The sequence below is a fragment of the Marinomonas sp. BSi20584 genome (assembly GCF_002792415.1).
GTDB lineage: Bacteria > Pseudomonadota > Gammaproteobacteria > Pseudomonadales > Marinomonadaceae > Marinomonas > Marinomonas polaris.
The window spans coordinates 61,839-87,023 of sequence record NZ_KZ454884.1; the positions used below are offsets into that span (position 1 = coordinate 61,839).

Below are 25,185 nucleotides of genomic sequence, written 5' to 3' on the forward strand. Positions count from 1 at the left end.
CTATTTATTTAAGGGCTAAATGTGGCGAATCAACCGATAGATAGATTTAAATCTCAGGTGTTTCATATTTTAAGTGAAATACCCAAGGGCGAATGCATTGCTTACGGAGAACTTGCAAAACTAGCAGGGTTTCCAGGCCATGCAAGGCAAGTTGGCAGTTTAATGAAAAACCTACCTAAAGACACTAAGCTGCCGTGGCATAGAGTCATAAATGCCCAGCGTCGCATTAGTTTCGCAGAAAACACAGATGGATATTTAAGACAAAAAGAAAAATTAGAAAAAGAAGGCTGGGTTATTGTGGGTAGTAAGCTGGCTTTTAATGAAAACTCAATAAAGAAATAAGAGAGCCACCAACTAACAATGAATGGCGGCTCCGCAAATATATTTAGTCTCTGAAATTGGTAAATTGAACTGGCTGTGCTAAATCAGCACCGCGCAACAATGCCATCACCTCTTGAAGGTCGTCTCGTTTTTTACCTGTTACACGAAGTTGGTCACCCTGAATCTGCGCTTGAACTTTCGCTTTGCTATCTTTGATCATTTTAACGATTTTTTTCGCTTCGTCTGTTTCAAGACCTTCTTTCATTTTAACCGCTTGAGAAGCGCGCATATTCCCTTTAACGACATCTTCTTTTTCCAAACTTTTTAAATCAATGCCACGGCCAACCAATTTTTGATTTAAAATATCAGACATCTGGCGAAGTTGAGGCTCAGCCTCAGCCTCCATAACAACGCTTTTTTTGTCTTTAATTTCGTAGTGCGCTTTTACGCCTTTAAAGTCATAACGCGTTGTAATCTCTCTGTTTGCCTGATCGACTGCGTTAGTGACTTCGTGCCAATCTAACTCAGATACTACGTCAAATGATGGCATTTTCTACTCCTTTGCATTTTCAATAATGTATTTTGGGGTGATAATAACAGGGATTGAAATAAAACACCTAATGGAAACCTATTATGAAGAACACGCCTTGGTTAATCATCGGCGCTGGCGCTATCGGCCTATTTTGGGCTTGTAAGCTAGAAAAACTCGGCAATAAAGTCCATCTAGTGTATCGATCGGAGAACCCCGGTAAAAAGATCACCCTAGAATCTCTTACTGATGAAGAGGGACAACAACAAGTCAGTGTCTCTACGCATAAAATAAAAAGTTTCAAAGCGGAAGAGTTGACAGCTCAATACGATAAAGTACTGCTATGCACAAAGTCGTTTGATCTAAAAAATGCTTTCTCGCAAATTGCAAACCACGTAACAAATGATGCAAATATTGCCTGCCTATGCAATGGAATTGGGGCCCAGGAAGATCTTCAAAACATTTTATTAGACACCCAAAACCTGTGGGCAGGAACAACCAGCGAAGGTGTTTTGAAAATAGAAGCAAATCACATTAAACACACAGGCTTAGGCGACTCCTACTTTGGCCAATGGCGCATTACCTCTCCCGCGAAAGATTTCCCTATTGAAAATATGACAGTAACGAATATTCACCAAAGAATGATCGAGAAGCTCGCAGTCAATGCGGTAATTAATCCGATTACTGCTATTTTCAACATACATAATGGCGATATTCTTAATGATGAATTTAAGCCGCTAATCGACGCAACACTGTCTGAATTATCGAGTGTTTTTACCCATCCAAAATTTAGTTATGCGCAAGAGAGCCAACACCTTACCCAAGAAAACCTCAAAAACAGAGTGCACACTATTGCCCAGCTCACTCGTTTAAATAGATCTTCTATGCACGAAGATATTAGATTACAGCGCCAAACTGAAAACAGCTTTATTTCAGGCTTTTTACTTGATAACAGCCCTATTGAATTGCCTGTACAGCGTTTACTTTTTGATGGCGTTGCCTATGCAGAGCAGAGAGAAGAGGTCAAAAAAAAGCTGCTAAGTCTTCCTTAGCAGCTTTTTCATCGATCAATCAAAGCTAAATTTTAGAGATCTTTTCTTTAGTAAGCAGAATTTTCTTCTCTTTATAAAGCGCACCTAATGCTTTTTTATAGGTTGCCTTACTTACTTTAAACACTGCATAAATAGCTTCTGGTGATGCCTTGTCTGTCAATGGAGACTCACCACCATGAGCATCTAAGTAATCCAGAATATCATCTAATATATTGCGTACTTTCTTGTAACCAACTTCTTGCAAGCTCAAATCAATCTTGCCGTCTTCACGCATCTGCTTGATAAAACCAACCGTTTTTTCACCCTTACGAAGCTGTCTAAAAGCATCTTCGAAAAACAGAACCCCCCAAAAGCGATTATCAATAACACACTTAAAGCCAATATTGGTTTTATCGCCGATAATAATAGAAACCTTATCGCCTACACGATAAGGTGCTTCTTCGCGGTTCAACAAAGCATCTACTTTGGTGGTTGCAACAATACGGTTTGTCGCTTGATCTAGGTAGATGAAAAGCAAATGCGTTTCACCTTCCTCTACACGGTTTTTCTGCTGACTAAAAGGCACCAATAAGTCTTTAGGTAACCCCCAATCAAAGAACGCTCCAACTTGGTTTACTGCTATTGCAGTTAACGCAGCAAATTCTCCAACTTGTGCCTTAGGAAATTCAGTGGTTGAAATTAATTTATCATCTGAATCCAAATAAACGAACACTTCTACTTCATCGTCTACCGTCACGCCTTTTGGCACGTAACGCTTAGGAAGCAAAATTTCGCCTAATTGGTCGGCGTCTAAATACACACCAAAATCTTTTTCTTTAACGACTCTTAATGTATTTAAGCGCCCAATTTGTGTAGCCATGAGTTCTCCGGCAAGCAATTTTTTTCGCACTATACGCACTTCATTCATAAGCGCAATACAGATATTTTTAAGTCACAAGTTAACCATTATCTGCTTTCATACAACCAGCAAATATAGTATCTAACTTGGACTTCCCAAGCTCTTCCATTTTTTCAATATTTTGATTCGGTATCTCAGCTGTATCACCATAGAATTCAATCGCCTTATCAACACTAGCCTCTCTTAAAAGGTGCAGCATCGGATAAGGAGAACGGTTGGTGTAATTAGATACATCATCTGGCTCTGTACCTGAAAAACAATAATCAGGATGAAAAGTCGCCAATTGATAAACCCCTTCGCAACCTTGATCAAACATAAGATTTTCAGCGGTTTCTACAAAGTCTAAATAACGATGGAAATCATTAAATAAGGTTGGAAAAATCAGTAACGTCGTTTCTGTTTCTGGATGCTCATCCAGCCACTGAACCTCTGCCATCAACTCTTCTAGCGCCACATCCATCTTTTTGGATCGCAACACCACGCAACGTACGCTGTCTCGTTCCACTTCACGTTTAGCAAAAGGACAAACATTTAACGCCACAATAAACTCTTTTACCCATGTCATTGTTTGGGTGGTGACCAATTCATCTGATAGCAGCATAACGTGTCTTCTTATAAATATTTGTTAGTATTTTAGAGCAAAGCGTACAAAGGGTCTAACTTATCAAGCCATCATCTGAGGTTTAGATTTCGAATCCTCATAAAACAAGGTATCATGCCAGACAATACAGTCCATTATAGTGGCCATACGCCCAAATTCATTATGATTTTCATAGTTAATTTATGACATTCATAGTTAATTTATGACATTCATAGTTGGTCGTACCACTTATCCTGCTACAGAGAGTTTACATGTCATTTGCTGAATTAGATTTGGATTTCACTATAGAACAAGCCATTAGTGATCTTGGCTTTGAAGCCCCAACAGAAATCCAAGAACAAGCTATACCAATCGCCTTAGATGGTTCAGACTTACTTGCAACAGCCCCAACTGGTACAGGGAAAACCATCGCCTTTTGCGCGCCAGCTATTCAGCATATTCTTGACCGTGATGAGCAATCTACCACTGCACCAAAAGTATTGATCTTGGCGCCAAGTCGCGAGCTAGCGCGCCAAATTTTCAATGTTGTAGAACAGCTAACAAAGCATACTCGTATTCAATCTCACCTTATCATTGGTGGCACGCCATATGGGATGCAGCAACAACAATTAAGTGAACCATGTGACATTCTGGTTGCAACACCAGGTAGATTGGTTGAATTAGACGAAAAACAATGGCTTGATCTAACAGATGTGTCTTATTTCGTTATCGACGAAGCCGACCGTATGCTAGACATGGGCTTTGTAAGCGCCATTAACCACATTGCAAAAGAACTACCTAAAGAACACCAAACTTTGATGTTCTCTGCAACGCTAGAAGGCGAAAAAATGGGACGTTTTGCTAGCGCCCTATTAAATAGCGAGACGCAGCAAATTCGCCTAGGCGAATCGTCCCGCACAGTGCCAAGCCAAATTCGCCAAATAGCTTACCGTGTAGACAGCGAAGAGCACAAAGAAGCCGTACTACAACATCTATTAACGCAAGAGCGCGTTCAGCAAGCGGTGTTGTTTGTTTCTAACCGCGAGCATGTTGACATATGGGTTCAACGTATCCGTAAAATGGGCTTGATGTGTGACGGTTTGCACGGCGAAATGAAGCAAGGCGACCGCAGCGAACACATGAAGCAGATGAAGCGTGGCCGTTTGCAAGTATTGGTGGCAACCGACGTCGCCTCACGTGGTATCGACCTTCCAGAAATAAACACAGTAATCAACCTTCGTCTTCCACGTAAAGCTGACTCTTACATCCATCGTGCTGGACGTGCTTCACGCGAAGGTGAGCCAGGCGATTGCATTTCGTTGATCGATATTAACGATTTGCCGATGATTGAAAAGATTCAACGCTTCATGCAAGCCAACATTAAATTTGGTCGCATTGAAGGACTTGAAGCAAAAACAAAAGCTCGCTCACCAAGCAGTAAGAAGAAAAAGAAAAAACCAGCTCCTAGTAAAAAATAAGGCTGGTTCAGCACTATAGAAACAATAAAGGCGCTTCACTAGCGCCTTTATTGTTTCTATCTTTATGCAATTCTATCTAAAGTACAAAATTTGTACATTACTCTTAGTCGAACTTCAAAGTATGCTGTTTACGCTTAGCCTTAGTTTCTAAATAGGAACGGTTATGCTGATTCACATGCACTTTGGTCGGAACTAATTCCGCAACATCAATACCGTGCTCTATTAACTGCTGCGCTTTATCAGGATTATTTGTTAACAAACGAACTTTGGAAACCCCAAGCGCTTGCAACATTTCTGCGGCAATACCGAAATCACGACCATCGTCTGGTAGATGCAACATCTCATTGGCTTGGTAAGTGTCATAACCTTGGTCTTGCAAAGCATAGGCTTCTAGTTTTGCGTACAAACCAATGCCACGACCCTCTTGACGTAAATAAAGAATGTAACCACCTTCTTCATTAATTCGATCAATCGCTTCATCAAGCTGCTCGCCACAATCACAACGGCCAGAACCAAAGACATCACCAGTCAAACATTCTGAATGCAAGCGAACCAATGGAATGCTGTTGTCATCTTTTGCTTTTGTTCCTTCGAAAAATATCCCTATATGTTCTTTGCCAGAATCATCTCCGTTGAAGGAAATAAATTCTGCCATCACGTCGCCCGCCCTCACGGGAATCATCACTCGACGCTTAATTGTCAAATCACTCATACTACTTCTCTACTAGGGACTTTTTTACTGTAACAAGTATAACGCCCATTAATTTGGTCAAAAGCTAAAATATCAATGCTAAATAAGGAAATAAGCCTCTAAATCAAATGATCTAGCGGTAAAGAGGTTCGATTTATAATTCTGCGCAACAAGAAGCTCGAATGTACACCAGTCACACCAGGAATACGCGTCAATCTTCCCAGTAGAAACTCCTGATAGCGATCCATGTCTTCTACCACCACTTCTATCAAATAATCAGCCGATTGCCCCGTCACCAAGTTGCAGGATTTTACCTCAGGAAAAGATTCTAGCGTTTTCTCAAATACCTCAAAGCGATCTGGCGTATGACGATCCATACTAATCTGGATAAATGCAGTAAGTTTCAGGCCTAACTTACTCTGATTCAACAAGGTGACACTACGATCTATTACACCACTTTCTTCTAATGCCTTTACTCGTCGCAAGCAAGGTGATGCAGAAAGCCCAACACGATCTGCCAACTCTTGATTGGTTAAGCTAGAATCTTGCTGTAATTCTCGCAAAATATTCAAATCAATCTTATCAAAACCCATATTAATAGCTCCATACTGCTAATTATAAGAAACATTACGCAATATAATGCTATTTAGATTGATATTTCCATTAAAAAACGCAATCTTTTACTCAAAAAAATTAGTTATGATAGAAACATAGAAAATCACTTAACCAAGTGAACCAAATAACAATCTGAGCTTACCAGCTCAATTACATAAAGAAGGGAAAGATTATGACATCTTTTGACCACACAGCTTTTGACCATAAAAAATATACGCCATTCAAGCCAGTCGCCATCGAAAATCGTACTTGGCCTGACAAAACAATCACCAAAGCGCCTATTTGGTCTAGCGTTGACCTACGCGATGGCAACCAAGCATTGGTAGAGCCAATGACAGTGGAACAAAAGAAACAATTTTTCGCTCTACTAGTTGATGTTGGCTTTAAAGAAATCGAAGTCGGTTTCCCTGCGGCTTCACAATTGGATTTTGACTTTGTTCGCTGGTTGATTGAAGAAGACCAAGTGCCAGACGATGTTTACGTTCAAGTATTGACTCAAGCGCGCCCAGAATTGATTGAGCGTACTTATGAATCATTAAAAGGTGCCAAAAAAGCCATCGTTCACGTTTACAACTCAACGTCTACAACACAACGTGAGCAAGTATTCCGCATGGACATGGAAGGCATCAAGCAAATCGCGGTCAATGGCGCTAAATGCGTAAAAGAACACGCGGCGAAACATCCAGAAACAGAGTGGGTATTCCAATACTCACCAGAAAGCTTTACTGGCACAGAAATCGACTACGCCATAGAAGTTGTCAATGCCGTTACCGATGTGTGGCAACCAACTCCAAACAACAAAATTATTATCAACTTGCCTGCAACCGTAGAAGTTTCTACTCCTAACCGTTATGCAGACCAAATTGAATACTTCTGCCGCAATGTTAAACAGCGCGACAGCATGATTGTAAGTCTACACACGCACAATGACCGCGGTTGTGGTGTGGCGGCAGCAGAATTAGGCGTTATGGCTGGCGCAGACCGTATCGAAGGCACATTGCTAGGTAACGGCGAGCGTACAGGCAACATGGACGTAGTCACTATGGCTATGAACATTTACAGCCAAGGTATTGATCCAGAGTTGGCGTTGGGCGATATGGACCGCATCATAAGTGTTGTTCAAGCTTGCACCTTGTTACAAGTTCACCCGCGTCATCCATACGCAGGCGAATTGGTGTTCACCGCCTTCTCTGGCTCTCATCAAGATGCGATTAAGAAATGTTTGGCTAACCAGACAGACGACAAACCTTGGGATGTGGCGTACTTGCCAATCGACCCTCGCGATGTCGGCCGCAGCTATCAAGAAGTCATTCGTGTGAACAGCCAATCAGGTAAAGGCGGTGTCGCTTATACTCTTGAACAAGAATACGGTTTGGCTTTGCCACGCTGGTTGCAAGTAGAATTCAGCCCAATCGTTCAACGGTTTGCAGAGAAAGATGGCGGCGTTGTAGATGCCGAATCAATGAGAAACTTGTTTGAAAGTAGCTTTATGACGGGCACTACACCATACAAGTTGGGCAAATACGATCTTGCAAAAGACGATGTTGATACAGTTCATGCCGAACTTATTAGTAACAACTCTGGCGTCAAGATTGCCGGTAACGGTAATGGTGCGTTGTCTGCTTTCAGCGAAGCTCTAGGTAAACATTTCAATATGCGTGTTGATATCATCCAATATCAAGAACACGCCTTGACAGTCGGCAGCGACTCACAAGCCATTGCCTATGTTCAAGCTAATATTGACGGTGACCGTTACAACGGTGTCGCCATTGATAACGATATTGTGTCTGCTTCCATCCAAGCTTTATTGGCAACGGTGAATCAAAAAATTACCGCAAACCAAAATTCCGCTGTTGCGTAATTAATAATTTTCTGCGGATAGAATGAAACAAAAAAACCGAAAATCAAATCGATTTTCGGCTTTTTTATGTGTGGTTTTTGCGCTACTAAGTTTCAGTTTTGTTCACAGCACTACAGTGGATGGTAAATCACTTTATTTCGGCCTGTATCTTTCGCTTCATATAATGATTGATCTGCTCGTTTCAATAGTGCAACTTTATCTTCTAGTTTACCTGCATACATAGTCACACCGATACTGGCTGTAATAGGGATTTCAGCACCTTCATGCACCACCGGATGCTCGGCAACGATCTTACGATAACGATCAAATACCTTGAAAACATCTTCTTCTTTAACATTATGTAGAATAATACCGAACTCTTCTCCTCCCAAACGGCCAATAATATCACTGTCTCTTAGGGCTATTTTGATTCGCTTTGACACTTCAGCCAAAACAGCATCCCCAGCATCATGCCCAAAAGTATCATTGACGACTTTAAATTTATCAAGATCAAACATGGCTAATGCCATAGGTACACCATAACGACGAGTAAAAGACATCTCTCTGTCTAGCATAAGCTCAAAAGAACGACGATTAGCAACACCAGTTAGATGATCGGTTGATGCTAACTGCTCAAGAGCAAGATTTGAATCAACAAGGCGACGCCTCATATCTGCAATGCGTTGCATAGCCAACATTTTTGCCGACAGAACTTTTTGGCTGATTGGCTTCATAAGATAATCATCGCCGCCGGCTAAAATAGCCCCTTCTATATCATCATCTTCTGCACTAGCGCTTAAAAAGATAACTGGCAACCACTCTTGATTTTGTTGCTCTTGTATTTTACGAATAGATCTAACGGCATCAAAGCCATTGATATAGGGCATTTGGACATCCATTAAAATAAGATCCAAATCCTGTGAATGAGCCATAAACAGCTCTATGGCTTCCTGCCCATTACTGGCTTCTATCGTTCTATAACCTAGCTTTGACAAGTGAAGCTTCAGCAACAAACGGTCCGTGTTGGTATCATCAACCACTAACACTTTCATTGGCATTACAGCATACCCTGAAGTTTATTTTTCACATTCTGATACATTGATAGAATCTCTTGCAGTTTAGCCTCTAGATCCGGCGCATCACCCTGACGGCTTTCTTGCTCAAGTTGCGCAGCCATTGAAGACATGGTCATTGCACCAACATTTTGACTAACAGATTTCAAACTATGGGCAAGACGAGAGATTAATGCGTAGTCGGCTTCATCTTCTTTACTCAACATCTTATCAAATGAAACCATGATGTTCTGTGCATCATCAAAAAATGCATCAATCAATAAAGTAAAATCATTCCCCAACAATACTTTTAATTCATTCAAAACAGATTCATCAATAATAACATCTGATTTAACATCAAAAATAGAATTTGTAGACTGATGCTTATTTAAAGCCTCATCCGGTGATTGATGACCACTTGGTAACCACTCATCTAGCATACTTATAAACTCCTTTTGCTTAAAAGGCTTTGGCACTAAGCCATCGCCACCAGCACGAAATACTTCTGATAATGTTTCTGGCATAATATCAGCAGTCAATGCAATCATTGGAACACGTCGATTACCACTGCTTTTTTCAGCCTGCCTAATAGCGCGCATAGCTGACAGCCCATCCATTACAGGCATATGCAAGTCCATAAAAATTAGATCCGGCTGATGGGATGTCCACATTTCTATACCAACTCTACCGTTTTCAGCTGCAATAACATCAAAGCCCATTCTAGTTAGAATACCCTGCGCCACGGCTAAATTAGCTTTCATATCTTCTACAACCAAAATAAGACCTTTTTTCTCGCCATTCAGGTTATCCTTCACTTCGTCCTCGTCATTCACCTCTACGTAAGAAAGCTGATGACCTAATAAATTAGAAGACAGTGCAGAAACTAGGCCTTTCTTTAGTGCCAAAGCACTCATTGGTTTAACAATACTCATATTAACGCCAGCGGTAGAAAGCTCATCCTGAGATAAACGCCCTGCTGAAGACGTCATTAAAATGATAGGTTGATATAAAGATCCACTCACTTCTCGAATGAGCTTAGATAGCATTAAACCATCTAACTCAGGCATCAAATAATCTAAAACAATAATCTGATATGGCGAACCGTCATTAATTGACTGCTCGATTCGAGATAAAGCATCGACAGGGCTTATTTCTGCATCCGCATAAATATCACAGGACCTGAGCTGGTTTTTAAGGATGGTTAAATTCGTTTCATTATCATCTATAACTAAGGTTTTCTTACCAAGTAATAAATTCTCATCAACTACAGTTTCAATATAAGACATTGCATGACTTTCTGGCAACGCAAATGTCACGGTAAAAGTAGACCCTATGTTCAGCTTACTTGATAAAGAGATATTGCCATTCATCAGGCCTATTAGCTGCTTAGTTATCGCCAACCCCAAGCCTGTACCTCCAAACTTACGAGTCGTTGAACTATCAGCTTGCACAAAGGCTGTAAACAAATGCGGCTGAACCTTATCTGCAATGCCCACTCCAGTATCAGCAACACTGATAGTGATAGAAACCATTCCATGCTTGTCAACAATCCCTTTAACTGAGACCAATACATGACCGATACTGGTAAATTTAATCGCATTACTGATTAAATTGGTTAATATTTGTTTAATACGGAAAACGTCTCCCACCAAAAATCTAGGGCAAACCTCATCATATTCAATCAATAAATCAATGCCTTTTTCGTCCGCTCTCATCATTAGCAAACGAATAACATCATAAATCGCTTTTTCCAGATTAAAATCTACACGCTCAATTGAAATATGGCCGGCTTCTATTTTAGAAAAATCCAATAAATCATTTATCAAACCTAAAAGCCCTTCACCAGATTCTTTTAGCACAGTTAACTGTGTGGTTTGCTCTGGGTTCAGTTTTGTACCTGAAAGCAATTCAGCCATACCTAACACACCATTCAATGGTGTTCTAATTTCATGACTCATGGTGGCTAAGAAGTCACTTTTAGCTTTGCTGGCTGCAACCGCTTGATCACTCGCATTACGTAAAAGCACCTCAGTTTCTTTTCGTGAGGTAATGTCCATGTTCACACCAATAAGATGTGATGCATGGCCTTTTTTATTAAATACAATGGCACCATTAGATTTCAAATAACGTACCTGCCCGTCTTTACGTTTAATTCTGAAATCAAAATCTAATTCTTTAGAAATATGCGAAGCATCTTCTTTAGTCGTAAAATACGCACCACTCTTTTCTAAACTAGAAAATACTTCTGCCAATCTATTTTTATCTTCTGTATAAACACAATCGTCCCAAACTTGAAGTGGTGAAGTACGCTCATCCTCAGCAAAACCATAGAGACGGTACATCCAATCATCCCACTGTAGAGTGCTGTCTTGTAAATCGAACTCCCAAACACCAATTCCTGCCGCATCAGCAGCGATAGATAATCGCAAGTTGGTATCTATCATCTTTTGCTCAACCGCTAAACGCTCAGTCACATCACGAATATGCGCGATATATCCACCCAAACTATCATCGGCATTTCGAATAATGCTGCCTATCGTTTCGGCATGAAAAACCTTACCTTGCTTGCTTTTATAACTAACAAGATAGCGATTTAAAACATCTTGCATATCTACATTATGTAATTCGCCCTTCCTTATAAACTCACTTTCCTCAGCGTAGAGCACTTGGGTTGTTTTACCGTATAACTCATCAAGGCTATAGCCAAAAAGCTCAGTAAATGCAGGATTCAGCATCTTAATTTCACGGTTCGCTCCAACATGAATAATCGCTTCAGGCGCATTATCAAAAAGAGACTTGAAAAATATCTTTTGCTCGCGCAATTCATTTTCGTATTGGGTTTGCATGGCTTTATCATGAAAACGAGTCATTTCATTACCAACCCACTGAGCAAGCAATTTCATCACTTCATAATCGTCCTCACCAAAAGGCTGACATTTAGGGATTGGACTGGAAAAATTAAGCGTACCCCAGCGCTTACCTGCGACATTAATGACAATGCCGATATAGGCTTCTAAACCAAAATTTTGATAACAGGGATGTTCTTTTATCTCGCTGATGGCTGTATGAAAATAGGATGTCGGTAAATCACTGCTAAGGGTATGTACACAGTAAGTATTACCTAATTCAAACTGTGCTCCAGGAAGTACTTCTCCATTTGGCGTATGACTGTATTCAACTTGATAAAGATCACCATCAATTAAACTGATAAGCCCAAAAGGTAAGGCAAATTGGTCCACACCAACTTTTAGAATTTTTTGCAGCTTTTCATCTAACGACAAATCTGAATTAGCCGTCACTTCATGCAAGTTCTTTAACGTCTTCAACGTTCGTTTTTGTGCAGTTGTACCATCATCAATTGATATGGGGCTTCCATCTACATACGACAACGAAGATAATTGCGTTGAAAATGAGGCCATTAAGGCTGAAAAAAGGCCTACTAAAGAATCAATATATTCTTCCAACAACTCATTATTGAGCAAACAAGGAGTATCGCTTAAGGCAATAAATCGAGCACCATAAATACTTAAAGGCTCGACAATACAACTAGCAATATTGGGTAAGTCAGAAAACAAAACATGTGCCGAAGGTGTGTTTTTTATATCGGAGTATTGAGAGGAAGGAAAAGTATTAAAGCGAGATAACTTGACTGAAAAATTTTTCTGATGAAGGCTATCGACTTCACCAGAAAAAACAATTGTGCCATCTTGAAAAAGCAATCCAGCACAAGACATTCCTAAAAGAGATCTGGCCACCTTTAAAGCAGCCTCTAATTGATCCATCCATTTCCCCTAAACTCGCCACATTTTAAAAGGCATTTAACAACACTCATTAATGTATTGCCCTGCCTGATAAAACATAACAGAAAACCAGGGATCTGCTAACCAAAACCTCCCAAGAAAATTATGGAAGTAACTTATCAATCAATACACAATCCTTAGTGTCATTACGGCTGGCTTTAACCTTATCTAAAACCTTTTGTGCAACGTCTTTTTGACGCTCTGAAACATATTTAGAATCAACTGTCTTTTGAACGTTGCTCAAGTAAGCATCTAACTTTGGCGTGCAATAATCGTCAAATGCCAAGGCACCAGTTGAAGTGAAAAGAGCGGTAACACTAACCAAGGCAACAGAGAGTGAAGTTTTGAACAACATAATTTTTCCCAATACGATGTTAAGTTAGAAAAAATTAGACCATAGACTAAGGTAAAGTGAAACCTCAAGGTGGATTCAAATCACTCATTTACATGTTTAAATCATGAACTGATCCAATCTAATAACATTGAGCAAGAGTGCCAAGAATACTCCACTCAATGTCATTAGCACTTTTTCTGCATACTATAAGGTTATAATTTGATGGCAGGTTTTCCGAACTAGCGCTGGGTCATGACTAACAAGTAAAACTGCACAACCCGCTTCACTAGCCAATTCTACCAATAAGGCCGTCACCTCTTTGGCAGTGATTGGATCAAGCCGAGAAGTCGGCTCATCAGCGAATAAAAACACTGGATCCAATAACAAGGCCCGCAATATAGCAAAGCGTTGTAATTCACCACCAGAAACCGCTAGGCAATTACGCTCGAGAATCCCTTGCGGCAATCTCAAACGAGCCATTAACGGTGCAATACGAGCTTTATCAAGACCGTGCAAAAGTATCAAATCATCAAGTAACTGACCGAGAGACACACTTGACGAAAACGCCGACGGCGGATCTTGATACAGTTTTAACCATTGGTGCGGCTTGGCGGCCTGGTTCAAACGAACAATGCTACCAGCAGAAATCGACAACAGATTCAGCAAGGCATCCCCAAGCGACGATTTACCACAACCACTATCACCGACAATGCCAACCACCTCACCTTGCTTGATAGTAAAAGACAGTCCATCAAACAAGACTCGTCCACCTCGTTCTAACGTTAGCTTGTCTGCAACAAGAATACTCTCGGCGCGGTCTTGTCTAGACGTTGGAGCCATGTCAGACCAAGCACTAGGATCGGCAGCTATCAACTCGCGCGTATAATCGTCTTTTGGATAATCAAGTACTTGAGTCGCCTCACCTTGCTCAACCAAGCGACCTTTTTTCATCACTAATAGCAAACCACCCAACTGACGAGCAACTGCTACGTCGTGGGTAATCGTCAGTAAGCTGCCCAAATTCGAACGAGCTTGAAGCAACTGCACAATGCCATCACGACGTGATACATCCAGTCCTTTAGTTGGTTCATCCGCCAAGATAACATGCGCACCACCTGCTGTAGCGGCGGTAATCGCAAGGCGTTGTGCCATACCGCCAGACAGTTCATCTGGTCGTTTATGTCCGCTACCTGCCAAGCCAACATGACGTAAATCATCTTCAGCAATCGTAAGAGACTCTTGGCTACTCTTCTCACGTACAAATTGATACACCTCTTTTACCTGATCAACACTCTTCATTAAAGGATCAAGGGAGTGCCAAGGCTCCTGAGGAAGCATCACTAACTCTTTGCCCCACAGCGCCTGACGTTCTTTAATACTCATCGATTTGCCAAAAACATCAATCTGACCTGTGATACTTAACTCTTCAGGTAATAATCCCATAATTGCTTGGGCTAATAAGCTCTTACCAGAACCGGTCTGGCCCAAAATGGTAAGTGGCTCACCTTGCTTTAATTCCAAAGAAATTGGCTCTAGCAAACAAGTGTCGCCCACATAAACCGCTACATTGGTTAATTTTAGCAATACACTCATGCTCGTTTCCCTGCCAATAAATGAAATGAAAATACCATCAAAGCGATGACAATCAAAGGTTGCGCTAACAACCAAGGTGCTTCGCTGTAATAAGGGAATAACTCAACCGTCATCAAACCCAACTCAGCCAAAGGCGGCTGAATGCCCACATAAACGAAGCCAAGTGACGACATAGTCAAAATAGCATTAGCGCCACCAAAAGCCGCTAACGTGAAAACCGAAGGGGAAATGGCAGGCCAAATATGACGCTTAAATTGATACCAACGACCAAAACCCATCATCTCGGAAGACTGTCTTGCTGGGCTTTGAATCACGCCTTGAGTAACGGCGCGAACCACACGAAAATATTCCACCCATTGCACCAGAGAAATCGCCAAGTACAAGACCAAAAAAGAGCCTGGTGCAATTGCAGCAAACAACAACACAACGACCAAACCTGGCAAAGCAAGCAAAATATTGACCATCACACCCATGACATGATCGACCTTTTTTCCACCCCACACAGCCCACACACCAAAGGCCGTACCGACGAAAGATGACGTCAGCACACACAACACACTTAAGACAAAAGACAAGCCCACCGCATGGGCCATACGCGTCAGCATACTTCGACCAAAATGATCCGTACCAAGCCAGTGTGTCGCAGAAGGTGACTCCATAATGGCATTTAAATCTTGTTGAGAAATGCTGTAAGGCGAAAACCCAACCACCAATAACGAGAACGCCAGTAATGCCAATAAAATAGACAGACCAACCCATTGAGATTTATTCATCTTCATAGTGTTTTCGCTCCTCTTGGATCAATCCACAAACAGATAACATCCACCAAGGTATTCAACAGTACGAACAGAATCCCCATCACCAAAGCCGCACCTTGGATAACAGGAATATCACGAGCAAAAATAGCATGAGCCAAACCATGTCCAATTCCTGGCCACGAAAATAACGACTCAATCATCACAATCCCTTCGATCATACTGACTAACTGAATGCCGAAAAACGCTACAACTGGCACCGCAATATTGCGCACACCATGCTGTCGAAACGTTTGCCAAGCAGATAACCCCTTCACTCTAGAAAATTGATAAAACGCAGCCTGAAAAGTTCGCTTAGCTGAATCTCTTACCACTCGGTTGGATACCGCCGCTAAGCTCAACGCCAAGGTAATAGCTGGCAAAACCAAATGCGCTGGCGTGCCAAATCCCGCAACCGGAAACCAGTTCCAATGAAGAGCAAACAGCAAGATAAACAACACGCCCAAGACAAACACCGGCATAGCACGAATCACACTGGACAATCCCATCAGCACAGAATCTAAATGATTACCGCGCCATGCACTCAGTAAACCCAATGGTACGGCCATCATTACAGACAGCATAAGTCCAGTAAAAGCCAACAACAGCGAATGCCCAAGCATGTGTTGAACAGTGTCCATCACCGGCAAACCACTTACTAACGAATCGCCTAATTTGAATTGCAGAAGATCCGTCAACCAATGCCAATAAGCAGTTAAAGCCCCTTGATCTAACTTCAATTCTTCGCGCACCAAAGCAGCGGCATGAGAGTCAACATTGTCCTGACCGTATCGACTAGCAGCAATTCGATACGCCATATCTCCAGGTAAAGAACGCATCAAGATAAAAGTTAGGGTGCCTACTCCCCACACCACAGTAATCAACTGAAGTGCCCTTTTTAAAAGCATTACCTTCATTATTTTACGAACTCCATGTCATTCAAAAAGTAGCTACGTTCAAAAGGATCAAAATGAAAACCTTTCACTCGCTTATTAACCGACGTCTGCTGAACATAAGAAGACACTGGGATCATTGGGCGTTCGTCGAAGATAATCTGAGCGCTGCGCTGAGCAATTTTTTTGTATGTCACAGGATCAGACGTTTCTTCCAATGTCATCAAACCTGCACTTAATTTTTCATTATTCCAATTCATTGCCCCCCAATCACCGCCGCCATTGGAGCCAAAATCAGACAACATCACACCTAATGGATCGGCAATAAAACCATAGTTACGCGCAATCAACGCCACTTCTAACGAACCATCTTGGTGACCCATTGGGATGGCACTAGAATTGGTCACTTCGACTTTTGTCTCGATACCAATAGCTTGCCATTGCGCTTGAATCGCCGTCGCCACAGTGGTCAGTTCTGGTCTATCCGCGTAAGTAATGATGGTCAAATGAAATTGCTCACCGTCTCTTTCCAGTAAGCCTTTTGAGTTTTTCTTCCAACCTAAAGACGCAAACAGAGATTCCGGCGTTCCCGCCTCAGCTTCCGTTTTACTGGCTACATTACTCAAGTGCCAGTTAGACATAGAAGCAGGCAAAAGTTGGTCCGCTTCTGAGCCTGGAATGCGTAAAATCCCTTTCGCAATACCTTGGCGGTTGATCGCTAAGCTTAGTGCTTTACGCGCTTTAACATCCTTCATAAAAGGATGGCCACTGTTTAACTTCAACACTATGGTTCTTGGGATAGGATTAGAGTGAACTTCCAAGCTAGGCAAACGCTTTAACGAAGGCAAGCTGGCAGGATCCAAACCAAACACAATATCGGCTTGACCGCTTCGAGCCTGCAAAACGCGACTTTCCGCACGGTGACCTGTTAAGTAACTTGCATAAGGAATGCTGGCTTTCTTACCCCAATAATCATCAAACTTTTCAACAACCAATTTATGTGGCGGCGAAAACTGATATAGCTGATAAGGACCTGTTGCCGACAACGCAAGCACATCGCCGTCTTTGCCGTAAGCATTCGGAGACAAAATACCATTGGCGTAGTTCGCCAACACTGCACCCAATAACGTGTAAGGATGGGACAGGGTAATTTTTACTTTGTTATTCCCTTCGGCACGAATGCTATCAATTGGGGCATTTTTTAAAGCGCCATGTTTAGATTGTGCAATGGTCAAGCTGTTAACAACCGCATCGGCGTTCATCAAACTGCCATCGTGAAAATGCACGTTATCACGCAAATCAAATGTCCAGGTTTTGGCATCCTTACTCACCTGCCATCTTTTAGCCAAGGCAGGAAGCAATAAACCGTTTTCATCCACATCAACCAAGGTTTCTAAGACCTGCATACGACTATAAACAAAACCACTTTTTGATGGATCTAAGCTGGTGAACTCAAAAGCAGCACTGATGGACAAGGTATTGGATTGTGTCGGTTGCGCCACCGCCACACTAGTAGAAACCACAGCGGACAGCAGCAGTAATTGCGTTGCCCAGCGAAGCGGCTGAAAAAAAGTTTTCATAAAAATTTAAATCCTTAATTTTTAAACAATGAGGACATTCACAACAATGCGACATCCATGAGATAAGAAATACTACTGGAAACGGTTTTGTTATGATATAACATTTCTATATTTTCAAGCAAGCCTCAACCTCCCTATAAACAAGCACTTACGTGGACTTCTCTATCGTGAGTAAAGGCACAACCATGAGACTTAGAACATGAGACTTAAAAAAAGTGTATTAAGCCAATCGGCTTTACAAAGACTCGTATTGACCAGTTTTTTAGTTCTCGCCCTTTGGGTGCTTATTATCTGGGCGGTCGCCTTGCCATGAGCACATTAATCCTAGACGACGTGTGTGTTTCCTATGGCAGAGTACATGCCGTTTGCCATTTGACCGGGAAATTTGAAGCCGGCAGCTTAACGGCGATTGCTGGCGCGAACGGAGCAGGAAAATCCACTTTGGTGAAAGCCATCATGGGAGAGCTCCCCCTAACCAATGGCCACATCAACCAAGGAAAACTAACGCCGCAAGACATTGCCTATCTTCCTCAAACCGCTGAGATAGATCGCCACTTCCCTCTAAATCTTGAAGACTTAGTGAGCTTAGGTTCATGGCGAAAAAATGGAGCGTTTCGTGGCTTATCAAACGCTTGTTTAGAAGAGACAAAAGACGCCTTGCGACAAGTGGGTTTAGCCGGCATGGAAAAGCGTCAAATAGGTTCTCTTTCCTCTGGGCAATTTCAGCGTGCCTTGTTTGCACGACTGCTTTTACAAGACGCCCGAGTGGTGATTTTAGATGAACCGTTCAATGCGGTGGACGAACAAACAACCCACGATCTACTCGCTTTAATTCTTCAGTGGAACAAAGAGGGTCGTACCGTTCTTGCCATTCTTCATGACTTAGAACAAATAGAACAACACTTTCCAAATACCTTATTGCTGGCTCGCGAAGCCGTTTATTGGGGCGACACTCGACAAGCGCTATCGGTACAAAACAAACAACGGGCAAAAAGCTTAATTCATTACTGGGACAACCCGCAGAGCCAAATCTCTACTCCATTTAAGGAATCCGCATGATCCTTTACGAACTCGCCATTGCACCTTTTCAGGATTATGGCTTTATGCGTCGTGCTCTGATTGCATCGGTTGCACTGGGTCTAAGCTCTGGTCCAATTGGCGTATTGCTTATGCTGCGCCGCATGAGCCTAATTGGTGACGCCATGAGCCACGCTGTGCTCCCCGGCGCCGCCATTGGTTTTATGATAGCCGGGACACTTTCTTTACCAATAATGGGCTTAGGCGCCTTAGTTGCAGGACTCACCGTGGCCATATTGTCCGGCATCGTCAGTCGCAATACCAATCTAAAAGAAGACGCTTCCTTCGCCAGTTTTTATCTTGCGTCCTTGGCGTTAGGCGTTTTATTGATTTCCATTAAAGGCTCGAACATTGACTTACTGCACGTGCTATTTGGCTCTATTTTAGCCATCGATGCTGAAGCTCTGTATCTCATAGGGGGCATCGCCAGCTTCTCGTTAATTCTACTTACCTTGATTTATCGTCCCTTGGTTGTGGAATGCTTTGATCCACGGTTTTTACGTTCTGTCGGCGGCAAAGGCGTTATCTACCACGGAATTTTCCTGCTGATGGTGGTACTGAACTTAGTCGCAGGATTTCAAACCCTCGGCACTTTAATGGCGGTTGGCATGATGATGTTGCCAGCGGTTATCTCTCAACTATGGGCAAAAACCTTACCGAAAATGATCGCCATTGCCACTTTATCAGCGACTTTATCTGGCTATCTCGGCCTAATCATTTCATTCCAACTTAATTTTGCTTGTGGACCGACCATCATACTGACGGCAACAAGCCTTTATATCTTGTCCTTGCTGTTCGCCCCTGCTGGTATCTTCTATAAGCATTTGCGTCAAAAAACACACTCAACCCCAATGGAGATTCAACAATGAATAAAATACCTTTCGCGTTAACGCTACTTTCCACTTTAACGCTGGGCACAACCCTTGCTCATGCGTCACCGGAAAAACCTGTTCCTGTGGTTGCCAGCTTTAGTATTCTTGCCGATGTAGTAAAACAAGTAGGCGGTGATTTGGTTGATGTGACGAGTCTAATTCCAGCCAATGGTGATCCTCATGAGTTCTCTCCTTCTCCGAAAGATGCAAAAACCATCAAAAACGCTTCTGCAACTTTTATTAGCGGCGAAGGCTTAGAATCTTGGTTTACTAAAATTGTCAAAGCGTCAGGCTCTGACAAGCCAACGACCGTTGTATCGGAAGGAATCAACACGCATACCTTCGTAGAAGACGGGGAAGAAGTGACCGATCCACACGTATGGAACAGCATTCCAAACGTCATTGTATGGGTAAACAATATCGAGAAAACGCTAGAAAACATTGACCCAGAATACGCGTCAACTTATCAAGCTAATGCTCAAAAATACACTCAGCAACTAACCCAATTAAACAAGAAAATCCACGCTGAAATTGACACCATTCCGGTTAGTAAACGCCAAGTATTAACCAGCCATGATGCCTTTGGTTATTATGCAAAAGAATACAAGGTGAAATTCCTAGCGCCACTTGGTTTGTCGACTGAAACAGAAGCAACCGCCGCGGATGTCGCCAGCCTTATCGACCAAATCAAACAAGAGCAGATCAAAACCTACTTCATTGAAAATTCAAATGATGCACGTCTAGTTAAACAAATTGCGAATGCAACAGGCGCAAAACCGGGCGGCGAGCTTTACCCAGAATCTCTTTCTGATACAAATGGCCCTGCTTCCTCTTACTTGAAATTGATGAATTACAACACTCACCAAATTGTTTCTGCTCTGACTAAGTAAGCAGAATAGCTAAGCAATAAATAAGTCCAGCAACAAAAAAGTCAGTCAACTTTCTGAAGTAACCTCAAAAAGTTGACTGGCTTTTCGCTGCATTAAAACAAATTAAAGCTTATTTAAAAACGCGTTTTCTGACACCTTCTAAACGTTTCAAAATCGCATCAAGACGCTCTGGTTTTACCATAAACTCTTGGAAACCCTTCATGCCTTCTTGAGCCATGCTTGGATCAGTATCACGATCATAAAACTGAGCGGTACCAGCGGCATTGTTCAACATTGCTACACCTTTATTCAAGAAAAAGTCATCCGGTGCTTTCGCTTTAATATTAGGTGGAATCTGTAGCAAGACATCATTTAGCATGGTTTGATTATCAGCACGAGCCATGAATTCCAAGAATTTCCGAGCATCAACTTTGTTTTTTGCTTTTGCTGGAATATGAACTGTTTCCATTGGTGCATCTTCGGCAATAGGAATGGCTGGATCAATGATAGGGAATTGGAAGAAGCCCATCTTACCGTCAAGTTCTTTAGGAAAGTTTGGCACAATAAAGTTACCAATCAAGTACATGGCTGCTTGGCCGTTGTACATAAATGGCTGTGCTTCTTGCCATGAATAAGAAGCATGGTTTTCTAGGAAGTAGCCTTTATCAATAAGCTCTTTCCAATGTTCAAAGGTTTTACGAACGCGAGGATCAGTATAAGGAATTTTGCCATCCATCAAATCGATATGAAAATCCAAACCATTGGTACGCAAATTCAAGTAATCAAACCAACCCGCTGCAGTCCATAAATACTTGGTGCCTATTGTAATAGGAGTAACATCATTGGCTTTTAGCTTCGCGTTGACGGCAAGAAATTCGTCCCACGTTTTAGGTTCAGACAAACCTAACTTGTCAAAGATATCTTTACGGTAATAAATACCCCATTGATAATAACTGTAGGGAATGCCCCATTGCTTATTGTTCAATGTAGAAGCCGCTGTCGCTGCAGGCATAATTTCTTTCAAACCGAGTTTTTGCCAAATATCACTAACATCTTCAAACAAATCACGGTCAACAAAGCTTTTCATACGATTGCCTGAATACCAGAAAACAATGTCTGGTGGCGTAGTAGAAAGCCAATTCCGAATAGCCGTTTTATAACCTTCTTTGTCGTAAAGGTTGTATTTTACTGTAATGTCAGGGTTTTCACTTTCGAACTTCTGCACCATTTCAGTGAACGCTTTCTTTGGTGCTGGATCTGCCTGATCAGAATTAATCACCAAGGTACCAGCATTAGCGATAGAGATTGCACCTAATGCCATTGCCCCTACTAATAAGGATTGTATTTTTTTCATGTAAATAAGCCCTCTTTTTGTTTTTATTAATTGGAACCAAGTTTCAGTATTGACCAAACAAAAAAATTAATCAATAAACGAAACAAAGTTCCATTTAAATAGCTACTTTTACTGTTTATTGTTTTTTCCAAATGGCAACATCAGCTGCACCTAAACACTTAGAACCAATGACAAGTTCTGCATTCTGAGGCTCAAAAACAACCGTATTTGAGCTGTAATTAAATGCAAAAATCACATTGCCTCGTTCTCTCACTCGAACGCCTTTTGGCAAATAGTAAGTCGATAATCCCGCCACTTCAGACAACTTAGCTAAGCTAGCTTTTAACAGAGTATTATCAATACAAGAGCCAAGATAATAGTGACGGCCTTCTCCCATTAACACTGGATTACCACCATCATCTTTTAACAAACAAGGTAATTCCGTCTTAATTTGTTCATGCCAATGCTTTAATTTACCTGCGCCCCAACGGCCAGAAACAGCTGGCTGAGTATGCTCAGGCAACGCATCTACACGCTCTACTGTTAATGGTAATAAGCTAGCCAACGGACCCGGAGCAAGGTTCTCAGGTATTTGGTAGGTTTCTGTTTTACTACCTGTTCTTGGCCCTGCGAGCAAAACACCTTGGTAGGAATTCAATCGATTCTGCAGCTCAGGGGTAATATGCGCTTGAGCAGGTAAAACCAATAATTCATACATATCTAATGGCGCATTACTTGGAACAATGTCCACAGATAAGCCAAGTTCGCGCATGGCTTCATACATGCGGTAACACCAGAAAAAGTAACGATAAGCACGCGACTGAGGCTGAATATCTAAAGACCAACAAGCGTCATAATCAAACATCAATGCTACTTTTCCAGCACTTGGCAGGGACATTAACTCATCTGCATCAAGGCCAATTGATTCAGCCAAGACTTTCACTTCTTGCGCCACCAAGGTCGCTTCTTTTGCCGCTTCAGCTTCTTGCGCATCAGGACGTAACAAGCCAGCATGCATTTGCTCTTGACCAAATGGCGCCTGACGCCAGCGGAAATACGACACCAATTCAGCGCCATGGGAAAAAGCTTCCCACGTCCATAAACGTACCGCACCATCGGCAGGCGTTGGATTGTGTGGCGCCCAATTCACAGGTCCTGGTTGCTGCTCCATAATCCATAAACGACCATTACCGCAGCCGCGATACAAATCATGATGAAATGCGCCTGCATCCGGATGACCGACTCGCAAATAAGTATGTTTTTCATCTTCAGTATAAAGAGGCTCTTTGTCTAAAGACCCCAATGGATAACTGTCCCAGCTCGCCACATCAAGATCTTGACCGACTTTGTGGTGATCAAATGCCGTAAAGAACCCCATATAGTTATGCACTAAATCACGGCCAGCAGAATGCTCACGCAAAATGTCCACTTGTAGTTTGTTGAAAGCAACCACCTGATCTGAACAGCAACGCTGAAAGTCCAAACGGTGAGAAGGATTGGCTTCGGTAACCGTTAAATTCGGCAATTCGATTTCTTCGAAAGAGCGATAATCCATACTCCAGAACACGTTGCCCCAGGCTTTATTTAACGCTTCTACCGTGCCGTATTTTTCTGCCAACCAAAGACGAAACGCAGCAAGATCAGCTTCGGCATAACTTAACACCGTATCATGACAACCATATTCATTGTCTGTCTGCCAGGAAGCCACCGCTGGATGGTGACCATAGCGTTCAGCCATCATGGTCACCATGCGACGACATTCTTCTCTATATTCCAAACTCGCAAAAGTATAATGACGACGAGAACCAAAACCTCGTACTCGCCCCGCTTCATCTTTTGCCAACATAGACGGATGACGATCAACCAACCATTTTGGTGGTGTCGCGGTTGGCGTACCTAAAATGACTTTTAAACCCTCAGAATGCAAAATATCTAGCGACTCATCCAGCCACTCCCAATGCAGTTCACCCGGAGTTGGCTCAATCGTACTCCAGCTAAACTCGCCAACTCGAACATACTGAATACCAATGCGTCGCATATGTTGAGCATCTTCAACCCAACGACTTTTTGGCCAATGTTCTGGGTAATAACACACACCTAATTTCATTTTAAGCTCCTGCAAATGGCTGGCTTGGCGCGCCAGTAATATTTATTGTTGTTAAATCAATCGCAACGACGTGACCTGCAAGCGGCTGCTTAGCCAAGTCGTCTTCACTGGTCGCCACGCTGGCGGATGTAATAAATAGCGTGTTGCCATCAGGGCCACCAAACACGCAGCTGGTTGGCTTAGAGAAGGGTAATTCAATCGTCTGCAACACTTCGCCTTCTGGGTTGTATCGCACAACACGAGCACCATCCCAATTGGCGTTCCAAATACAGCCTTCCGAATCAATACAAGAGCCATCAGCTCCGATGCCTTCTTTCACCTCAAAAAATGGTTTTTGGCTACGGATGTCATAAAATTCTGGGTACGGAAAAATATGCACTTTTCGTGTCATGGAATCGCCAAAATAAAAGCGGCCACGAGACTCGTCCCATGCCAAAGTATTGGAAATACCAACCCCTTCCAGCATCAATGTCTTTTTGCCTTCCGGTGTAACCTTCCATAACCGACCCGACGCTTTCTCTTCTGCATCATCCATAGTGCCAAGCCACAACACACCGTTTGGATCACATTTAGCATCGTTACTACGATTGCCAGGAATATCGGTGTCCAAATCACATAGGTGCTCTAACTCACCTGTCGTCTTATCTAAATAAGCAACAGAATCCGCCAACGCCACCAACAAACGATCACTTTGCGTCGTAAACACCGCTGATACTTTTTTGGGCAAAGTCCAATGTTGGTATTCATTAGATGCCTGATGCCAACACCATACCTGGCAGGCTGGAATATCAACCCAATACAATGCTTGTTCTTGTTGACTCCAAAATGGCCCTTCGGCTAACTGATGGCGTTGAGTACTAATTTGCTTCATTGTTTT

22 protein-coding genes are annotated in these 25,185 nt (G+C 42.3%); 7 read left to right on the forward strand and 15 right to left on the reverse strand.

Features of this window, described 5'->3' with window-relative positions; translation table 11 throughout:
• Positions 1–21: 21 nt before the first annotated feature.
• Positions 22–342, forward strand: coding sequence for an MGMT family protein (locus TY87_RS15100; RefSeq protein WP_100187700.1), 321 nt, complete (start codon positions 22–24; stop codon positions 340–342).
• 43 nt (positions 343–385) lie between these two features.
• On the opposite strand, the gene TY87_RS15105 is transcribed toward TY87_RS15100, so the two are convergent.
• Positions 386–871 carry a YajQ family cyclic di-GMP-binding protein gene (locus tag TY87_RS15105; protein WP_072839214.1) on the reverse strand — a complete coding sequence of 162 codons (486 nt, stop codon included), beginning with the start codon at positions 869–871 and terminating at the stop codon, positions 386–388.
• An 83-nt stretch (positions 872–954) separates the two neighbouring features.
• On the opposite strand from TY87_RS15105, the gene TY87_RS15110 reads away from it, so the two are divergent.
• Positions 955–1,902, forward strand: coding sequence for a ketopantoate reductase family protein (locus TY87_RS15110; RefSeq protein WP_100187701.1), 948 nt, complete (start codon positions 955–957; stop codon positions 1,900–1,902).
• 25 nt (positions 1,903–1,927) lie between these two features.
• Here the strand turns inward: TY87_RS15110 and TY87_RS15115 are convergent, their stop codons facing one another.
• Together TY87_RS15115 and TY87_RS15120 are read right to left on the reverse strand one after the other, a co-directional pair.
• Positions 1,928–2,761: a CvfB family protein gene (locus TY87_RS15115; RefSeq protein WP_072839270.1), complete on the reverse strand. Its 834-nt coding sequence runs from the start codon at positions 2,759–2,761 to the stop codon at positions 1,928–1,930.
• A 79-nt stretch (positions 2,762–2,840) separates the two neighbouring features.
• The gene (locus tag TY87_RS15120; RefSeq protein WP_100187702.1) at positions 2,841–3,401 is read right to left on the reverse strand and encodes a DUF1415 domain-containing protein; all 561 of its coding nucleotides are present in this window, start codon (positions 3,399–3,401) and stop codon (positions 2,841–2,843) included.
• A 251-nt stretch (positions 3,402–3,652) separates the two neighbouring features.
• Between TY87_RS15120 and TY87_RS15125 the strand changes: the two genes are divergently transcribed.
• Positions 3,653–4,858 (forward strand): DEAD/DEAH box helicase, encoded by a 1,206-nt coding sequence (locus TY87_RS15125; RefSeq protein ID WP_100187703.1) that lies wholly within the window; start codon positions 3,653–3,655, stop codon positions 4,856–4,858.
• A gap of 103 nt (positions 4,859–4,961) precedes the next feature.
• Here the strand turns inward: TY87_RS15125 and ribA are convergent, their stop codons facing one another.
• Both ribA and TY87_RS15135 read right to left on the reverse strand, forming a co-directional pair.
• Positions 4,962–5,570 carry a GTP cyclohydrolase II gene (gene ribA / locus TY87_RS15130; protein ID WP_100187704.1) on the reverse strand — a complete coding sequence of 203 codons (609 nt, stop codon included), beginning with the start codon at positions 5,568–5,570 and terminating at the stop codon, positions 4,962–4,964.
• Positions 5,571–5,668: 98 nt separating this feature from the next.
• Complete coding sequence (locus TY87_RS15135) at positions 5,669–6,142, reverse strand: Lrp/AsnC family transcriptional regulator (protein WP_100187705.1); 474 nt, start codon at positions 6,140–6,142, stop codon at positions 5,669–5,671.
• 194 nt (positions 6,143–6,336) lie between these two features.
• Here TY87_RS15135 and leuA point away from each other — a divergent pair, with 194 nt between their 5' ends.
• Positions 6,337–8,025, forward strand: a complete 1,689-nt coding sequence (leuA, locus tag TY87_RS15140; protein ID WP_100187706.1) for a 2-isopropylmalate synthase — start codon at positions 6,337–6,339, stop codon at positions 8,023–8,025.
• 110 nt (positions 8,026–8,135) lie between these two features.
• Here leuA and TY87_RS15145 read toward each other — a convergent pair whose 3' ends face one another.
• The 7 genes from TY87_RS15145 to TY87_RS15175 all read right to left on the reverse strand — a co-directional run bounded on the left by TY87_RS15145 (position 8,136) and on the right by TY87_RS15175 (position 18,050).
• Positions 8,136–9,062, reverse strand: coding sequence for a GGDEF domain-containing response regulator (locus TY87_RS15145; RefSeq protein ID WP_100187707.1), 927 nt, complete (start codon positions 9,060–9,062; stop codon positions 8,136–8,138).
• A complete protein-coding gene (locus tag TY87_RS15150) occupies positions 9,062–12,838 on the reverse strand; it encodes a response regulator (protein ID WP_100187708.1) in 3,777 nt (1,258 codons plus the stop codon). Before TY87_RS15150 ends, TY87_RS15145 begins: the two co-directional genes overlap by 1 nt.
• Positions 12,839–12,959: 121 nt before the next feature.
• Positions 12,960–13,211, reverse strand: a complete 252-nt coding sequence (locus tag TY87_RS15155; RefSeq protein ID WP_232617152.1) for a hypothetical protein — start codon at positions 13,209–13,211, stop codon at positions 12,960–12,962.
• Positions 13,212–13,394: 183 nt separating this feature from the next.
• A complete protein-coding gene (locus TY87_RS15160; RefSeq protein WP_100187710.1) occupies positions 13,395–14,783 on the reverse strand; it encodes an ABC transporter ATP-binding protein in 1,389 nt (462 codons plus the stop codon).
• On the reverse strand, positions 14,780–15,562 hold the full coding sequence (locus TY87_RS15165; protein WP_100187711.1) for an ABC transporter permease: 783 nt from the start codon (positions 15,560–15,562) through the stop codon (positions 14,780–14,782). The genes TY87_RS15160 and TY87_RS15165 overlap by 4 nt, the downstream gene beginning before the upstream one ends.
• A complete protein-coding gene (locus TY87_RS15170) occupies positions 15,559–16,494 on the reverse strand; it encodes an ABC transporter permease (protein WP_100187712.1) in 936 nt (311 codons plus the stop codon). The genes TY87_RS15165 and TY87_RS15170 overlap by 4 nt, the downstream gene beginning before the upstream one ends.
• Positions 16,494–18,050, reverse strand: coding sequence for an ABC transporter substrate-binding protein (locus TY87_RS15175; protein WP_100187713.1), 1,557 nt, complete (start codon positions 18,048–18,050; stop codon positions 16,494–16,496). Before TY87_RS15175 ends, TY87_RS15170 begins: the two co-directional genes overlap by 1 nt.
• A 309-nt stretch (positions 18,051–18,359) precedes the next feature.
• Between TY87_RS15175 and TY87_RS15180 the strand changes: the two genes are divergently transcribed.
• From TY87_RS15180 to TY87_RS15190, 3 genes are read left to right on the forward strand one after another with little or no spacing between them, the layout of a single operon-like run.
• Positions 18,360–19,109 carry a metal ABC transporter ATP-binding protein gene (locus tag TY87_RS15180; RefSeq protein WP_100187743.1) on the forward strand — a complete coding sequence of 250 codons (750 nt, stop codon included), beginning with the start codon at positions 18,360–18,362 and terminating at the stop codon, positions 19,107–19,109.
• A complete protein-coding gene (locus TY87_RS15185) occupies positions 19,106–19,996 on the forward strand; it encodes a metal ABC transporter permease (RefSeq protein ID WP_100187714.1) in 891 nt (296 codons plus the stop codon). Before TY87_RS15180 ends, TY87_RS15185 begins: the two co-directional genes overlap by 4 nt.
• Positions 19,993–20,889, forward strand: a complete 897-nt coding sequence (locus TY87_RS15190; protein WP_100187715.1) for a metal ABC transporter solute-binding protein, Zn/Mn family — start codon at positions 19,993–19,995, stop codon at positions 20,887–20,889. The genes TY87_RS15185 and TY87_RS15190 overlap by 4 nt, the downstream gene beginning before the upstream one ends.
• Before the next feature lie 109 nt (positions 20,890–20,998).
• Here the strand turns inward: TY87_RS15190 and TY87_RS15195 are convergent, their stop codons facing one another.
• The 3 genes from TY87_RS15195 to TY87_RS15205 form a co-directional block, all read right to left on the reverse strand.
• The gene (locus TY87_RS15195) at positions 20,999–22,222 is read right to left on the reverse strand and encodes an ABC transporter substrate-binding protein (protein WP_100187716.1); all 1,224 of its coding nucleotides are present in this window, start codon (positions 22,220–22,222) and stop codon (positions 20,999–21,001) included.
• Positions 22,223–22,337: 115 nt separating this feature from the next.
• Positions 22,338–24,308 (reverse strand): beta-galactosidase, encoded by a 1,971-nt coding sequence (locus TY87_RS15200; protein ID WP_100187717.1) that lies wholly within the window; start codon positions 24,306–24,308, stop codon positions 22,338–22,340.
• Between the two features lies 1 nt (position 24,309).
• The gene (locus TY87_RS15205) at positions 24,310–25,179 is read right to left on the reverse strand and encodes an SMP-30/gluconolactonase/LRE family protein (protein ID WP_100187718.1); all 870 of its coding nucleotides are present in this window, start codon (positions 25,177–25,179) and stop codon (positions 24,310–24,312) included.
• Positions 25,180–25,185: the final 6 nt, after the last annotated feature.

What these genes read in the sequence shown, in the direction of transcription:
- TY87_RS15110 (WP_100187701.1), top strand. Translation starts at nt 955, where the DNA reads ATGAAGAACACGCCTTGGTTAATCATCGGCGCTGGCGCTATCGGCCTA.
- TY87_RS15145 (WP_100187707.1), bottom strand. Translation starts at nt 9,062, where the DNA reads ATGCCAATGAAAGTGTTAGTGGTTGATGATACCAACACGGACCGTTTG.
- ribA (WP_100187704.1), bottom strand. Translation starts at nt 5,570, where the DNA reads ATGAGTGATTTGACAATTAAGCGTCGAGTGATGATTCCCGTGAGGGCG.
- TY87_RS15155 (WP_232617152.1), bottom strand. Translation starts at nt 13,211, where the DNA reads ATGTTGTTCAAAACTTCACTCTCTGTTGCCTTGGTTAGTGTTACCGCT.
- TY87_RS15180 (WP_100187743.1), top strand. Translation starts at nt 18,360, where the DNA reads ATGAGCACATTAATCCTAGACGACGTGTGTGTTTCCTATGGCAGAGTA.
- TY87_RS15200 (WP_100187717.1), bottom strand. Translation starts at nt 24,308, where the DNA reads ATGAAATTAGGTGTGTGTTATTACCCAGAACATTGGCCAAAAAGTCGT.
- TY87_RS15150 (WP_100187708.1), bottom strand. Translation starts at nt 12,838, where the DNA reads ATGGATCAATTAGAGGCTGCTTTAAAGGTGGCCAGATCTCTTTTAGGA.
- TY87_RS15105 (WP_072839214.1), bottom strand. Translation starts at nt 871, where the DNA reads ATGCCATCATTTGACGTAGTATCTGAGTTAGATTGGCACGAAGTCACT.
- TY87_RS15160 (WP_100187710.1), bottom strand. Translation starts at nt 14,783, where the DNA reads ATGAGTGTATTGCTAAAATTAACCAATGTAGCGGTTTATGTGGGCGAC.
- TY87_RS15125 (WP_100187703.1), top strand. Translation starts at nt 3,653, where the DNA reads ATGTCATTTGCTGAATTAGATTTGGATTTCACTATAGAACAAGCCATT.
- TY87_RS15135 (WP_100187705.1), bottom strand. Translation starts at nt 6,142, where the DNA reads ATGGGTTTTGATAAGATTGATTTGAATATTTTGCGAGAATTACAGCAA.
- TY87_RS15205 (WP_100187718.1), bottom strand. Translation starts at nt 25,179, where the DNA reads ATGAAGCAAATTAGTACTCAACGCCATCAGTTAGCCGAAGGGCCATTT.
- TY87_RS15190 (WP_100187715.1), top strand. Translation starts at nt 19,993, where the DNA reads ATGAATAAAATACCTTTCGCGTTAACGCTACTTTCCACTTTAACGCTG.
- TY87_RS15170 (WP_100187712.1), bottom strand. Translation starts at nt 16,494, where the DNA reads ATGAAGGTAATGCTTTTAAAAAGGGCACTTCAGTTGATTACTGTGGTG.
- TY87_RS15120 (WP_100187702.1), bottom strand. Translation starts at nt 3,401, where the DNA reads ATGCTGCTATCAGATGAATTGGTCACCACCCAAACAATGACATGGGTA.
- TY87_RS15175 (WP_100187713.1), bottom strand. Translation starts at nt 18,050, where the DNA reads ATGAAAACTTTTTTTCAGCCGCTTCGCTGGGCAACGCAATTACTGCTG.
- leuA (WP_100187706.1), top strand. Translation starts at nt 6,337, where the DNA reads ATGACATCTTTTGACCACACAGCTTTTGACCATAAAAAATATACGCCA.
- TY87_RS15115 (WP_072839270.1), bottom strand. Translation starts at nt 2,761, where the DNA reads ATGGCTACACAAATTGGGCGCTTAAATACATTAAGAGTCGTTAAAGAA.
- TY87_RS15185 (WP_100187714.1), top strand. Translation starts at nt 19,106, where the DNA reads ATGATCCTTTACGAACTCGCCATTGCACCTTTTCAGGATTATGGCTTT.
- TY87_RS15165 (WP_100187711.1), bottom strand. Translation starts at nt 15,562, where the DNA reads ATGAAGATGAATAAATCTCAATGGGTTGGTCTGTCTATTTTATTGGCA.
- TY87_RS15195 (WP_100187716.1), bottom strand. Translation starts at nt 22,222, where the DNA reads ATGAAAAAAATACAATCCTTATTAGTAGGGGCAATGGCATTAGGTGCA.